The organism is Paenibacillus monticola (assembly GCF_009664975.1).
Classification (GTDB): Bacteria; Bacillota; Bacilli; order Paenibacillales; family Paenibacillaceae; genus Paenibacillus_AQ; species Paenibacillus_AQ monticola.
The window spans coordinates 79098-94230 of the sequence record NZ_WJXB01000002.1; the positions used below are offsets into that span (position 1 = coordinate 79098).

Here is a 15133-nt window from a genome sequence, read left to right on the forward strand (position 1 = left end):
ATTATTATTCTACTAAGCAAGCTTTCAAGTTTCGTAAGAACAAGGTAAATAATGGGTCTTACGATTTATAACATCTTGAATCAAATGACCGATATCTTAATAGGGTATTATACATAATTTTATTACTAAAAAGGAGCTTGTGAATGGAACGGTCTCGTCTGTATTTGAAAAGAACAGGGTTTGCACTACTGATCATTGCGTTAGCAGTTATCGGAATAACAGGAGGAGGAATACAACCAAAAGTCGCCTCGGCAGCGGCTTCAGTAGAAGGTTATGTTTATTACGTAACTGACAGTGATTTATACCGGGTACGCACCGACGGAGGTACCGCTCAGAAAATCAGTGAAGATTTTGAAGGAACAGGACTTGAATCGTCAGGCAATTATCTCTACTTTACATATGATGAGAACTCAACGGACTTGCAGCGTTTGTCCCTAACTGACCCTGATGCCCTAATAACCAGCGTTGGTGGCGACAAAAAAATTATTAATTACAAACTTGATGGTGGTTTTTTATACTTCATGGATGATCAAGGCAGCATTTACCGTTCTTTGGCCAACACCGAAAATGATGAAGAGGCTACATTGATTGCTGATTCGGCGAACCCAGAATACCCTGACTTTACTATCGTTGGGAACCGAATCTACTACAATGCTCTGAAAGATGGCAGTACAAGCTGGGTTACCTCCAAAGCTAAAGACGGCAGTGGTGTCGTTCAATGGATCGCCAAGGGTGTCATTCCTAATACTAACTACGCCCATATGAATAGCACTAACCTATACCTTCTGGTAAACACACAGCCGGAAGAAACACAGTATTCACGTAACTGTATGGTGCTTTACACACTATCTCTTAATGGTGGAAGTCCTAAAGCTATAAATGCTAAAACTCCACTGGATCTAAACTCCGCCTATTCGGGCATGTGGGCTAGCGATTATTACCTCATCAACAAGGGGATGGTTCTCGGAGCCAATGATGATTATGATTATTCCAAAGCCAAAGGGTTCCTGATGGATAAGAACGGCAAAACCTTTCAATTAAGTCAAACCGGAGTTAAGGATATTGCGGATTTGGGTGGAAATAAGTTTGCATATGTAGATGCCAAAAACAAAACCTATGTAAGCACTATAGCTAACGGTAAAGTGACCACTACAAAGGCACTAGCATTAAGCAATGCGGACTTAGTCCTTACTCTAAACAATGGCGATAAAATTGGGAGTGCAGTCTTTTTTTCAAGCACCGGAGCCTATGTCCTGAATGCCAACTTAACATTAACCAAAATGATTGGTGTAAATTGGGACAATGTCGCTTTCACTGATAATATCCCAAGTATATACTACGTAAATGCTGGCGATCATGATAATTTGTACCGAATGAACGCTGATGGAAAGACTACGTTAAAGCTGTCCAGTGTGCCAACAGAAAGTATTCCATTAGTTTCCAGTAAATAAATAACAAAGGGCGGAGTTCCATGACTGGAATTCCGCCCTTTGTCTGTTCACTCTATACGTTCTGCTCGCTGATCCCCAACACTGGATCGAAGGTAAGCATCTTGGTCGCTATTTTGTCGATAAAGAACCGATCATGGCTTACCGTAATGACTGCACCAGGGAAATGAAGCAGCGCCTGTTCCATGACCTGAATGCTTGTGAGATCTAGGTGATTAGTAGGCTCATCCAATATAATGACGGCAGCTCCAGAAAGTAGACATTTGGCTAACGCTACACGGGCTTGCTGTCCACCGGACAGATTGCCAATGAATTTACTAAGATCCATCTCCGAAAATTGCAGCATGGAGAGGAATTTGTTCACTTTTTTGCGCGTAGCATTTAAGCCAAGACCGGAAATGTTTACAGCATGACTAACTGTATCCTTGAGATCAAGCTCGTCCCACATCCGGTTAAAATAAGCATAGCTGACCCCACGCTCCCAAGTCACCTCCCCGGATTCCGGTTGCTCTTGGCCTGTGAGTACCTTAATCAGTGTAGATTTCCCACTGCCATTCGGTCCGACGATCACCAGACGATCCTCTTTCTGAATATCGAAGCTGATGTTCTGGAAGATCGAGCGTCCATCATAGGTCTGGCTAATTCCTTTAACTTCACATAATCTGTCCGGGAATCGCAGGTTCTCATAGATATCAGTAATAAGCACATTTACAGGGTGCGGCTCGACCTGTTTTTTCATATCCGCTAGCTTGCGGGAGAGCCGGTCTTTGGAGGTTTTTTTCTGCGCACGGGTATCAATCGCTTCGTTCTCCATGATGAGGAGTTCTTCCTCCCATTCGAACTGGCGGTCCAGCACCTTCTTGCGCATCTTCTTCTTGCGCACATAATCGGTATAATTGCCTTCATACTCCTGAAAATGATAATTCTCAATTTCAATCGTACGCGTTACAACTCTGTCGATAAATTGCCGGTCATGCGAGACCAGAATCATCGCCCCATTGAAGCGGTTCAGCCATTGCTCCAACCATACTAGACCTTCCATATCCAAAAAGTTAGTCGGCTCATCGAGCAATACGACATCAGGCATCTCAATCAGAATTTTGGCCAAGGCTGCGCGGTTTCTCCAACCTCCAGACAACTCGTCAACCGGCTGATGGCGCGACCGTTCATCGAAACCCAGTTTGGTCAGCACCGTATTGATCTCGACGGAGACATTCCAGCCATCCAAATGCTCCATTTGATCAAACAACTCTGCTTGCCGCTCCAAGAGTTTATCCATCTCATCATTCTCTGTAACTAGGCCCATCTGCTCGCCAATATCCTGCAGCTCTTTCTCAATAAGCGCAACCTGCTGGAAGCACAGCTCCAGCTCCTGCTGCACAGACAAGCCACCGCTAAGCTCTGAGAATTGGGAGAAATAACTTATCTTTACTAGAGGGTCCAGCTCCACTTTCCCCGCCGTTGGTTCCTCTTTACCCATAATTAGCTTAAAAACAGTTGATTTGCCGGCACCATTCCTCCCGATCAAACCAATCCGTTCCCCTTTGCTGACCCGAAAATAAATATCTCGAAAAATCAAAGTATCTTCATATTTCTTAGTCACATTCTCCATGCGGATCACGCTCAAGTCTCTTCACTCCTCTTGTTCACTCAAGAGTTGATTATAACATTAGATTGCTTTCTCTGGCTTCTCAGGTTTCTCTACCTCTACTCCATTGAGAATCAGATGCAAGGTGATGTCTGCCTTGAGCGAATCGGAGACGGCACAGTATTTATCTTCTGCCATCAGGATGGCTTTCCAGAGCCGATAGTCAGGAACATCCCCATCGATATAAAAATTCAGGTCTATCGTCGTAAATCCGGATGGACTCACTTCCTTGCGTGTTCCATCCGCCTCGATTTCCAGGCGTGTGATCCCGGGCAGGAATCGATCCAGAATCATCGTGATATCGATGCCCATACAACCACCCAAACCAGCCAGCAGCAATTCCATTGGGGTCATACCTTCGCCGTTTCCGCCGTATTTAGGAGTTGCGTCCATTCCTACGGAGTAACCGGAAGGACCCATTGAAGTGAACATCCGTTTGCCATTCCATGTTGTCGATACTTTCACAGTATTACCTTCTTCCTTAAATTTCACTGATCTGACGCAAGAATTTCCGCGTCCGCTCCTCTTGTGGGTCTTCAAAAAACCGCTGCGGAGCGGCTTCTTCGATAATGTTCCCATCTGCCATAAATATGATCTTAGTAGCCACTTCACGGGCAAACTTCATCTCATGCGACACGACCAGCATCGTCATGCCCTCCTGAGCCAGCTCACGCATCACACTCAGCACCTCTCCCACAAGCTCGGGATCAAGCGCAGAAGTAGGTTCATCGAACAACATCACGGCTGGTTCCATAGCCAGCGAACGGGCAATCGCCACTCTTTGCTGTTGTCCACCGGAGAGCCGGGAAGGATAAGAATCCTCACGATCCGCAAGTCCAACGCGATCCAATAGCTTCCGGCCCATAGCTACTGCTTGGTCTTTCGGCAGCTTCTTCACGGTGATCAGACCTTCGATCACATTGCCGAGCGCTGTTTTGTGTGGATACAGATTAAATTGCTGGAACACCATCCCGCTCTGCTTGCGGATATTCCGAGTGGCCAGCTGTCGGGTTCGTCTGGATGCTGTAGCATCCACCACAATGCCATTCACTTCAAAGCTGCCACCTGAGATGTCCTCCAGACCATTCAGACAGCGCAGCAGCGTACTTTTGCCTGAACCGCTGGGGCCAAGGATGACAACAATATCTTTGGCAGCTACTTGTATATTAATGCTCTTCAGCACTTCAAGATCTTGAAAATGCTTGGATAAGCCTGTAGTCGTTATCATGTTCACGTCATCTCCATGTTCAGTAAGCTTTGGCTAATCTCCGTTCAAACCGCTCCAGAATGAAGGCCAGCCCTGTACTCATGATCCAATACATAATCCCAATCCCCAGATAAAAAGGCATATATTGATAGTATTGGGCAATGAGCAGCTGTGCTTGACGCAACAGTTCGCTGACCGTGATGACCGAAACGAGTGAGGTCTCCTTAAGCATGCCAATAAATGTATTCCCCATAGGGGGTATAGCAATACGCATGGCCTGTGGCAACACAATCCTGCGCATCGCCTGCCAAGGCGTCATTCCCGTTGAATACGCAGCCTCCAGCTGTCCCTTCGGAACTGACAGGATAGCGCCACGAAACGTCTCCGACAAGTAGGCCCCGGCATTCACACTAAGCGCAATATAGGCGGCTGTCAGGGAGCCGAGCGTAATTCCATAATCCACAAGTCCATAATAAATGATCACTATCTGCACTAAGAGCGGAGTTCCACGGATGATGGATACATAGAAACGGGCAATCCACCGAATCGGCAGATTCCCTTTCAGCCGGGCGATAGCCACCACTAGTCCGATGATCAGACCGAAGAACATGGAGACTATCGTCAATAATAAAGTATAGCCAGCGCCCTTCAGCAAGAAGGGCAGGTTATCGAACACGAGTTGCATAGGTTATTATCCCCTTCCCGCCTTAGGGCGCACGCTCCCATATTTATTTTGCGGGTGTTTCATCGAACCATTTCTGAAAAAGAGTGTCATAGGTGCCGTCAGCCTTCATATCCGCTAATGCTTTATTCATCGCGTCCCGCAGCTCAACATTATCTTTGCGAAGAGCTACACCCGCCATATCGGATTTGATCGCTTCGCCAACCGCTTTAATCTGAAAGCCATTCTCGTCGACAATCGGCTTCAAGGCATACAGATTATTAATGGTAGCATCAATACGTCCTGCATCCAGATCCTTCAGTGAGGTAATAACATCATCATACGTCTTGATCTCAAAATTACCTACTTTCGGCAGCACTTCGGTGCGCAGGTAAGTTTCATCGTTCGTTCCTAGCCCAACCCCAATCGTCTTGCCCTTGAAGTCTTCCAACTTCGTGATATCTGTGTTTTTGGTATTGACGATTATTTTGACATTGTTCGTGATATAAGAATCCGTGAAATCGATTTGCGCCTTGCGTTCATCCGTTATCGTAACCTGGCTAATCACGATGTCGAATTTCTTTGCTTGCAGACTTGGGATCAGCCCGGAGAAATCCTGAGTCGTGAACTCTGCTTTCACTCCAAGACGTTTGGCAATTTCCTTAGCGATATCGGGATCAAAGCCATCTACTTCTTTCTGTTCATTCAAAAAGGTATACGGCGGATAGGTTCCCATGGTACCGACCTTAATCACACCTGCTGCTTTGATTTGTTCCAGTTCATTCGTGGCTTTTGATCCTGAGTCGGAGTTCCCTCCGCAAGCGCTCAGAACCAGACCGAACACTGCTAGAGCTGTAATTGTAACCACGGCAAATTTACGTTTTTTTATCATGTTGTTTCTCTCCCTTTATCTATATTCTTCCCAGCAGTCCGTAAAATTCAAAACTAGCCAATTCACTAGCTAATTGCTGTGCAGATGCTAACGCAACCTTAGTATGAATTTCTGCGGAGCCAAATAACCAACGTGAGATCAAACCGTCAAACATACTCATCAATAAAGCAGCGCGAAGCTCAACCTCTATTCCCTCAGGCAGCATCTTCAGCTCTATCGCTCTTTCGATATTACGGCGAAAAGCTTGCTCCATCGCATTGCGGGTGTTGGAAATACTGTTCCTTATCGTTTGATCGGCACCATTCCCCATCAGGAGGATCTCCATGAGATGGCGGTTCTCAGCGGCAAAATTGAACAACCGGTGGAATAGAGCTTCAGAAGCTTGGACCATGTCCGCTATATCGCCTGGATCTTGACGGTAACCTTGAGCGATCGCTTGCAGCAACTGTTCTTTGCCTATTTCTATAATCTCCAGCGCAATAGCTTCCTTACTCTTAAAATGCCAATAAAAGGTCCCTTGGGCTACGCCCGCTTCCTGAACGATGTCAGATATTTTCGTCTGATGGTATCCGCTCCGGGCAAATTTCTCCAATGCTATTTGCATCAGCTGTGTTCTGCGATCTATGTTTCCGTTGTTTTCATCCATAGGCAATTCATATTACTCCTCCCGATTGATCGATCAGTCAGTTGTGTTTTTTAAATCCTATAGGATAACTGTGTATTTGTCAATGGATTCTCGATTATTTCTCCCTTTTGTCAGCTACACGACATTTTTTGCCTGTATCTTGTGTTAATATACACATATCACATAAGTTTACTATGATTAAACACGGCACAAGACTCTACCTAATAAGAGGTGACCTACGGATGGATTCAATCCATGATTCAAGCGATTTTTTAGACAAGAATGGGACTAAAGAGGTCATTCTCCGTGCCTTTCACGAATATGGAACTCCAAAAGCCTATAAAAAGAATGAATTCATCTTTTTAGAAAATGATCCAGCCAATGCCGTCTTTTATGTAGACACTGGCTTAGTGAAGATTTCACAATCCTCACAAGAAGGTCAAGGCATTACCCTCTTCCTTCGTTATGCTGGCGAGATCTTTGGGAATGCAGAGCTGCTGGCCAATCTCCAACGCAAACGTTATGCCAAATGCTTGGTCGATTGTCAGATCATCACACTAGAAGGGCGTATATTTCTGGAACTAGCCAAGAGCAACGCTGAGTTCGCTTATTCCTTAGCGGTTATCGGAGCGCATCGGCTGCTGCAGACGCAAAATGTGGTTGAGACTTTGATCAGTCGGCCTGTGGCGTGGAGATTAGCTTGGTTCTTGTTCCAAATGGGCACACAGAAAGACGAGCAGATCGAACTGCAATTACAGCTAAGTCATGAAGAGATTTCTTATGTGATTGGCTGCAGCAGACAGACGGTCACTGAAACGTTGAATAAATGGCGTGAGAAAGCGCTTATTGACTACAACAATAAGAAAATTATCATTTATCATCCAAGTCGCTTTTTCACAGATATTTAAAGAGGCGCTCTTAGGCAGGAAGGTGAGCACATGATCGAAATCAATAAGGTCAGCAAAGCATTCAAGCAGCGAAAAGGAGAAACCTACACTGTATTGGATCAGGTATCCTTCAAAGTACAACGTGGGGAATTTGTATCATTGGTAGGTCCCTCCGGCTGTGGCAAATCAACCTTATTAAACCTTATTGCCGGGTTTGAGACGCAGTACGAGGGTTCGATTACCGTGAACGGGCAGAGCATTACATCCCCGGGACCTGACCGGGTTGTCGTCTTTCAGGAGCATGGATTATTCCCTTGGTTAACTGTACTGGACAATGTTGCCTTTGGCTTAAAGCAGCGAGGCTTATCCAAAAAAGACCGTTATGAGCTAGCCTATGAGCAGATAAAAGCCGTGCATTTAAGCAAGTTTGTGGAGCGGTATCCGCATGAACTGTCCGGCGGGATGAAGCAAAGGGTAGCCATCGCCAGAGCGTTGGTCATGGACCCGGAGATTTTATTAATGGATGAGCCCTTTGCCGCCTTAGATGAGCAGACCCGTTATATTTTGCAAAAGGATCTGGAGGAGATCTGGCAGAAGACACGGAAAACCATTTTGTTTATCACCCACAATATTCGCGAGGCTATTCTATTATCTGAACGAGTGTTGGTCATGTCCACACAACCAGGCCGGATTAAACAGGAGTTCGCCGTTCAGGCCGCCCGCCCGCATGCGCTTGATGATCCCTTGATCCATTCTCTCGAAACTAGAATATTGGCAGTTCTGACAGATGAACTGGATAAGGTTGTCCAAGGGGAGATCGATCATGAATACAGCATTTAGAAGGATACTATTTCTGATTATATTAGTGATCGCTTGGGAGCTGGGTTATCGAATTTTCCAATGGGGCTGGAAGTTCCCCTCTCCCATGCAGACCTATCAAGCCTTTTACGATGGATTTACGCAAGGGAATTTGCTGGAGGCCACTCTTTCTAGTCTGCGCCGCTTATTGATCTCGTTTGTGCTGGCGATTGGCATCGGAACGCTGTTGGGTTTCTTGTTTGCCCGTTATCGTTACTTCGATGAAACCTTTGGGTTCTTGGTGGTTGCGCTGCAGACGGTTCCCAGTATTGCCTGGCTGCCCTTCGCCATCATCTGGTTCGGACTGAACGATACCTCCGTCATTTTCATCACCACCATCGGCGCAACCTGGACCATGTCTATGGCCAGTCGCACTGGCATTATGAATATCTCCACCATCCATTTACGAGCGGCACAGATGATGGGCACGGGCAGCGGTTTTAAGATGTTTTTTCAAGTGATGCTTCCTGCGGCTTTCCCACATCTCATCACCGGAGTTCGCGTAGCTTGGGCGTTTGCTTGGCGCGCACTTACAGCTGGTGAGCTGATTGCCAGAGGACTCGGCTTGGGCCAGACGCTACAGGACAGCCGCAGTATAGGTGATACCGCAACGATCCTCTGTGTTGTTATTATCATCGCCGTTATCGGCACTCTGTCAGATCATCTGTGCTTCAAAAGGCTGGAAGATCGTATTATGATCCGCTACGGCTTATATTCAGCCAAAAAATAAATTGAAATCATCCACTCAAAGGGGAACTATTATGAGAAAAATATCGCTCGTCATCGTTTTACTATTCACATTGGTCCTTTCAGCTTGCGGAAATAATGGTGGGAACGCTTCAACAACAGAAAGTCTAACGGTTAACATTGGGCTTTTGAAAAATGTGACCCATGCTCCGGGTTTTATCGCCTTGCAGAAGGGCTATTTCCAGGATGCTTTCGGAGCTAATGTGAAGATTGAAGTCACGGCCTTTGACAATGGCTCAGACTTCTCCACCGCCATCGCAACTAATCAGATAGATCTGGGTTTTGTGGGTCCAGGACCTGCAATCAACCAATTTCTAAAAAGTGAGAACTTCCGTATCATTTCCGGTTCAAATAACGGGGGTGCGGTCTTAATTGCCCGTAAAGATGCAGGCATCCATTCGGTGAAGGACTTGGTTGGCAAAACAGTAGCTATTCCCACCAAAGGCAGCACGAACGAAATCTCGCTGCGCTTGCTTTTACAACAGGAAGGCTTGAAGGTATCGACGGATACATCCGGCGTACAGATTATTTCCCGTGCTCCCGCAGACACTTTGGTCGCCATGCGTCAAAAAGAAGTCGATGCCACCTTAATTCCAGAGCCTTGGGGAATGCAGATGGTGGAGGAAGGCACTGGCGAAGTCTTGGTCGATTGGGATAAAATCCCGCCGAATGACGGCAACTATCCCTTAACCCTACTAGTAGCCAGTGACAAATTCCTGAAAGCACATCGTGATCTAGCCAAAAAAGCGATCCAGGCCAATCTGGACGGAATTGACTTTATTAAGACACACCCCACAGAGGCCTATGAATTAATTAGCGCAGAGCTTAAAGAGCTTAGTGGTAAAGGTATGGATGTCAAATTGATCAAAGGGGCCATTGAGCATTTGAACCTAACGGATGAGGTAGATCTGGAGGTCATCAAGACCATGGCTAAGGTGTCTTTTGACGCTGGATATATCAAGGATATTAAAGAGGATGAGCTGGATTTAAGCAAGTTTATCGATTTATCGCTATTAGATGAAGTGAAACAGAACAAATAAAGGGGTCTTCATACATGCAAATACAAGATCAGATCAAACAATTACCGGACTTCCATGCGAATTTAAAGGTTATTCTATTAGGTACGGGCACACCAAGGGCTTTCCAGGGTCGAGCCAAAGCGGGCGTTGTCGTTCTAGCTGGAGACAAAACCTTCTTAGTGGACTGCGGTGGCGCTACCGTCGATCAGCTCATTAAGGCGGGCGTCATGCCGCAGCGGATCTCAGATATCCTGTTCACCCACCATCACAGCGATCATAACTCGGGATTCTTCGATGTATTCATCTCCAGCTGGCGCACCCATGTCAATGCCAACCAGGTGTTTCAAGGGCGTTCAACGCCAATGAATGTTTATGGACCTACAACCACTAAGGAGATTATCGGCAAAATGCGCTTGGCCTTCGATTTCGATGTCAATCTGCGAATCAACTATAACCTTTCTGCTGACGAAGGGGCTAATATCCACTATTTTGAAAACAATGAAGGCGTTATTTATGAGCACGAGGGCATCAAGATTACAGCTTTTGAAGTCGATCATAAGCCCGTCTACCCGGCGATCGCCTATAGGTTTGAGTACAATGGGAAAGCGGTGGTCATTTCCGGGGATACCATACCCGTGGACAACATGGTTAAATACAGCGAGGGGATCGATCTCCTAGTTCATGAATCCTACAATAAGAAATGGCTGGATACCTTAATTGAGAAATTCCCGGATCAAGCTGCCTCCCTTTCCAACCCAGCCAAATATCACTCCACAACTCTCGAAGTAGCTGAAATGGCCCGTCAAGCTGGAGTTAAACATCTGGTGCTCACCCATCACATTCCCGCGCCGGAAGAAACGGTTGAAGCAGAAGCCGAATATAGTCAAGGCATGCAGGAGATTTATGAAGGTCCCATTACTATGGGGCGTGATTTGATGGAGTTTGAGTTGTGATATTTTATTTGAGTACTTTCTCATTGACCGTTTTATCTCAAAGTAGTAATATTCTCCCTATATCAGTAACAACAAAGACGAAGGGTAAGTAGACTTACGGGAATGGACTACAGAGAGCCGGTGATTGCTGTGACACTGGTGTCCAACGTTTGATTGAATGGCCTTCAGAGTTGCTTGTCCGAACCCTCTTCAGAGGTGAGTAGGTAAAGCCGGGATTCCCGCCGTTATCAAGGGAACGTTATCGAGAAGATCATAAATTTCTCCGTATCGTTAAGAGAAGATCGAAAGGCTGCGCAGCCTGCACTCTGCGATCATTTAAGGTGGTACCACGACAACTTCGTCCTTATTGGACGGGGTTTTTTTGTTATTTTAAGGAGGTGATGGCCATGGACGATGGTTGGTATTGGCGACTGATTTGGCAGATACAGTTAATGACGACTATCAACAAAATTAGGAGGATGTTATATGATAAACGAACGAGTTCTGACTGGAGATCGGGTTACTGGAAAACTTCACCTTGGCCATTACGTCGGCAGCTTGCAGAATCGGGTTAGGTTACAGGAGCAATATGATACATTTGTTTTTCTGGCCGATGTTCAAGCACTCACTACCCATTTTGAGAAACCAGAGTTGATTCGCAATAATTTATATGAAGTCGCTTTAGATTATTTATCTGTGGGCATTAACCCAAATAAAGCAACAATTTTCATCCAATCTATGATCCCAGAAATTGCCGAGCTGACCGTATTATTCTCAATGTTTGTCACCGTGAATTCCTTGCGGCATAACCCCACAATAAAAGCGGAATCTAAAAATTCTAAAATTGATGATCTGTACTATGGGTTCCTGGGATACCCGGTCAGTCAAGCAGCCGATATAACCTTTTGTAAGGCGACTATCATCCCCGTTGGTGAAGATCAGCTGCCTCATCTGGAGTTGGCGCGCAAAATCGTACGCAGATTCAACGAACTATACAGACCTGTTTTTAAGGTACCACATGCACTTATAAGCGATACTCCCCGGCTAGTGGGTACTGATGGTAATGCTAAAATGAGTAAAAGTCTTGGCAATACGATCGAGTTGGATTCTTCAACTGAAGAAATTGCCTATAAAATAAGAAGAGCGAAAACAGATCCGGCCCGCATTCATAAAAATGATCCCGGACACCCGGATATTTGCCCTATTTTTGCTTATCATTGTGCCTTTCGCTCCACTGAATCCCTTGAGATTCGTGAATATTGTGAACAAGGTAGTTTGGGTTGTTCGGCATGTAAACAATTCATCACCACAGCTCTGGATGAATTGATAGCCCCTATGCGGGAACGCCGCTCTTATTATGCCGCTAGGCCAAAGGTTGTTGCTGACATCCTGATGAGCGGGACTCACCATGCCCGGGAAATCGCCCAAGAAACGATGACAGAGGTACGTGATGCTATGTGCCTAAACTATTTTAGCGAATAGAATTAAAGAAGTGGGCCATATATAGAATCAAACAATTTTCCGCCTTCTACTCCACATTTGCTTTATAATTCAGGTTAGCATCAATTGAATACATTCTCACATTCATTCCTGAAAGAAGTTGGCAGCCATGATTCTTTTCATCCATCGTAAAGATTTACGCATTCATAATCTCCCTGCTCTGGATGCCATCCGCTCAGCCCAGTGTTCGAGCCTGCATGTCCTTATACTCGATCCTTTCCTGTTGCGGAATGAACGAAATCTAGAACATAGCGGAGTTAATTTCCTCCAACATGTTGCTAGGCTGCAGAAGCAATATTCGCGTCTGGGCAAACAGCTCCATATCATGTACGGAGAACCAGCCGTTGTGGTTAACCAACTACTCCTTAAGCATCCGATCCAGGAGATCCTGTATCATGCAGACTATACTCCTTATGCTCTGAAGCGTGATCTTGAACTTCAAAAGCTTGCCGACTCACTCAAAGTAAAGCTAACGAGCTATGACGAAGCAACACTTGCTGATCTGCAAGATTTTGTAGACTGGAGCGGGCGGACTGAACCGTATAAAGTATTCACTCCCTTTTACCGACGCTGGCGAACCTATATCAATGAGCGATTTCGGCCCTCTTATTCTGCAACTCTCGAAGAACTAGAAACGGTTGAATTGGCTCCAGACCTTCTGGAATCCTTCCTCCCACCGGAAGAAATAAATAAGCAGCTTGAGGATATGCGTAATTCACTGGAAGCAGATGATGAGTACGGGGTGCTGATGCATACGCTAGACCATTTTCTTAGTGAGCGGTTGAACGGTTATTCGATTAGTCATGACCAATATGCCAAGGAAGGTACCAGCCGAATTAGCCATCATCTGAATGCGGGTTCCCTATCTGTAAGAACAATATATGAACAGTTGATGAGCATGGATGGCGATACCGAGACTTGGCTGCGGCAGCTGGCCTGGCGTGATTTCTATATTTACCAAGCCCGGTTAGATCCAAACTTCTTCCGTTATGAGAACGTGTTCGATCAATCTGAGCTAAGTACGGAGCACTTCCAAGTATGGGCTGAGGGATGCACCGGGGTGCCGATCATCGATGCGGCCATGCGGCAACTGAACCAAACCGGCTGGATGCCTAACCGGCTACGGATGATTACGGCCATGTTTTTAACCAAAAATCTTGGTTGTCCGTTTATTTATGGCGAACGCTATTTCCGCTTGAAGCTAAGCGATTACGACAATGTACTGAACCGCGGCGGCTGGCTCTGGAGCTCTTCACTCGGCTTTGACGCTTCTCCTTACTTTCGAGTAATGAATCCAGTAACCCAATCCCAGACTCATGATCCAGATGGCACCTATCTCCGGCGCTGGATGCCAGAGCTTGCACATCTATCCAACAAAGAAATCCATCTCGCCCGGCCAGAGGCCATTGTAGATTTAAAAAGCTCACGTGCCCTTGCTATTGAGACTTATGGGCGGATTTTGAAAACAAAAGAAACCAAAAAAATAGGCGCTTTTTTGTAAAGTGCCTTTCTTTCGTCTGGGTAGCAGCTTCAAATTCACATTCATTTTAAATGTTTTTGATCGTGCAAAATCTCGCAAAGGTACCCAACTATGTAGTTTCTCGCTGTTTTTTCGACTATATCTTCATTTCTAACTAAGTCCTCAATACCCGCAGAGAGGATCTTCCATAACTGACTATTTTCAAATTGTTTATAGAAATGTTCCAATTAGGATGTAATTGTAAAGTAAAATATAGTCATAAAATACGCAATGAAATACAGTGACTTCACCTAAAGAAATTAATAGTAAATCGATATCCGATATTTTACAGGATACAATATATCATTTCTCCAAACATGCTTACTATCATAAATTGTATTTATTACCTTCCATTTAATCCACTATTTACATATGTAATTTATTGGTATATAGTATGGTGGAAATGTAAACGTTAACATTGCGAAAGGAGGGGCAGCTCTATTCGTTTCGAAAGGTTTTTAGTTTGCATCTGGTTAATTTTTCATATATTTTATTTGAGAGGATGGGCAATCCATGAAAAAAATGAGTACCCTAGCATTTATCATGATTATGGGCATATCTATGATGTTTGGCCTGACCGCATCGGCTAATCCTGCCATCGTAAGCTATGGAGGCAACTATACCCGTACGATTGCCGAGGGTGAAACTGCATATTCCTTCATTCTCCCTAACGCCAAAACGACCGGAACAAGCGTGAAACTCTCGACATCCGCAGTAAATTCACTTCAAATACACTACTACTGGAGCTACAATAATACGACAATCGACCTAGGTACATCAACCGTAAGCGGCACTTATTATAACGGCGGTTCAGGCTACTATCAACCCGGCACCCTGGTTACTGTAGTAGAACGTGTATCAGGGTCCACGACAATCACTCCCTTATCCTTCACCATTTCTTTCAATTAAGAGGCATCTGCCACCCAATTTGACAGGGAAAATACTCGCATGAGCAAACAATTGTTACCATGGTACGCTTATTCAATATGTTAAATCATTAATATATCGATTCACGTCAAAAAAGCCATCTTTCATCATGATGGCTTTTTTCCAATGTAGTTAATGAATGCGACAAAGGATCATGAAACGAAACGGTTAATATTTACTACCTCTGTTATGTATCTTTCATCCCGATTTTTTGTATAAACACATAGGACGGGGGACTTTGGTCAGACATTTCAAATTTCAAA

The 15133-nt window shown here is 45.2% G+C and carries 15 protein-coding genes and 1 other annotated feature; of the genes, 9 read left to right on the forward strand and 6 right to left on the reverse strand.

From position 1 onward, the window contains the following. Positions 1-143: 143 nt before the first annotated feature. The gene (locus GJB61_RS04790) at positions 144-1451 is read left to right on the forward strand and encodes a DUF5050 domain-containing protein (protein ID WP_154117350.1); all 1308 of its coding nucleotides are present in this window, start codon (positions 144-146) and stop codon (positions 1449-1451) included. Positions 1452-1503: 52 nt separating this feature from the next. Here GJB61_RS04790 and GJB61_RS04795 read toward each other — a convergent pair whose 3' ends face one another. From GJB61_RS04795 to GJB61_RS04820, 6 genes are read right to left on the reverse strand one after another with little or no spacing between them, the layout of a single operon-like run. After that, positions 1504-3075, reverse strand: coding sequence for an ABC-F family ATP-binding cassette domain-containing protein (locus tag GJB61_RS04795; protein ID WP_154117351.1), 1572 nt, complete (start codon positions 3073-3075; stop codon positions 1504-1506). 42 nt (positions 3076-3117) lie between these two features. Next, positions 3118-3561: an OsmC family protein gene (locus tag GJB61_RS04800; protein WP_338115721.1), complete on the reverse strand. Its 444-nt coding sequence runs from the start codon at positions 3559-3561 to the stop codon at positions 3118-3120. Positions 3562-3577: 16 nt separating this feature from the next. Further along, positions 3578-4324, reverse strand: coding sequence for an amino acid ABC transporter ATP-binding protein (locus GJB61_RS04805; protein ID WP_154117352.1), 747 nt, complete (start codon positions 4322-4324; stop codon positions 3578-3580). Positions 4325-4343: 19 nt separating this feature from the next. After that, on the reverse strand, positions 4344-4988 hold the full coding sequence (locus GJB61_RS04810) for an amino acid ABC transporter permease (RefSeq protein ID WP_154117353.1): 645 nt from the start codon (positions 4986-4988) through the stop codon (positions 4344-4346). Between the two features lie 43 nt (positions 4989-5031). Beyond that, positions 5032-5856 (reverse strand): substrate-binding periplasmic protein, encoded by an 825-nt coding sequence (locus GJB61_RS04815; RefSeq protein WP_154117354.1) that lies wholly within the window; start codon positions 5854-5856, stop codon positions 5032-5034. A gap of 19 nt (positions 5857-5875) precedes the next feature. Further along, positions 5876-6502: a TetR/AcrR family transcriptional regulator gene (locus GJB61_RS04820; RefSeq protein ID WP_154118118.1), complete on the reverse strand. Its 627-nt coding sequence runs from the start codon at positions 6500-6502 to the stop codon at positions 5876-5878. A gap of 221 nt (positions 6503-6723) precedes the next feature. Here GJB61_RS04820 and GJB61_RS04825 point away from each other — a divergent pair, with 221 nt between their 5' ends. From GJB61_RS04825 to GJB61_RS04860, 8 genes are all read left to right on the forward strand, one after another. Continuing rightward, a complete protein-coding gene (locus tag GJB61_RS04825; protein ID WP_195724243.1) occupies positions 6724-7389 on the forward strand; it encodes a Crp/Fnr family transcriptional regulator in 666 nt (221 codons plus the stop codon). Between the two features lie 30 nt (positions 7390-7419). Continuing rightward, positions 7420-8208, forward strand: a complete 789-nt coding sequence (locus tag GJB61_RS04830) for an ABC transporter ATP-binding protein (protein WP_154117356.1) — start codon at positions 7420-7422, stop codon at positions 8206-8208. Beyond that, entirely contained in the window at positions 8192-8956 is a 765-nt protein-coding gene (locus tag GJB61_RS04835; RefSeq protein ID WP_154117357.1) for an ABC transporter permease, read from the forward strand. The genes GJB61_RS04830 and GJB61_RS04835 overlap by 17 nt, the downstream gene beginning before the upstream one ends. A gap of 31 nt (positions 8957-8987) precedes the next feature. Then, positions 8988-10013 carry an ABC transporter substrate-binding protein gene (locus GJB61_RS04840; RefSeq protein WP_154117358.1) on the forward strand — a complete coding sequence of 342 codons (1026 nt, stop codon included), beginning with the start codon at positions 8988-8990 and terminating at the stop codon, positions 10011-10013. Positions 10014-10027: 14 nt separating this feature from the next. After that, positions 10028-10945 carry an MBL fold metallo-hydrolase gene (locus GJB61_RS04845; protein WP_154117359.1) on the forward strand — a complete coding sequence of 306 codons (918 nt, stop codon included), beginning with the start codon at positions 10028-10030 and terminating at the stop codon, positions 10943-10945. 65 nt (positions 10946-11010) lie between these two features. After that, positions 11011-11293: a binding site (T-box leader), on the forward strand. Positions 11294-11410: 117 nt separating this feature from the next. Next, the gene (trpS, locus tag GJB61_RS04850; protein ID WP_154117360.1) at positions 11411-12406 is read left to right on the forward strand and encodes a tryptophan--tRNA ligase; all 996 of its coding nucleotides are present in this window, start codon (positions 11411-11413) and stop codon (positions 12404-12406) included. Between the two features lie 127 nt (positions 12407-12533). Continuing rightward, positions 12534-13925: a cryptochrome/photolyase family protein gene (locus GJB61_RS04855; RefSeq protein WP_154117361.1), complete on the forward strand. Its 1392-nt coding sequence runs from the start codon at positions 12534-12536 to the stop codon at positions 13923-13925. Positions 13926-14456: 531 nt separating this feature from the next. Further along, positions 14457-14852, forward strand: a complete 396-nt coding sequence (locus GJB61_RS04860) for a hypothetical protein (protein WP_154117362.1) — start codon at positions 14457-14459, stop codon at positions 14850-14852. Positions 14853-15133 lie beyond the last annotated feature (281 nt).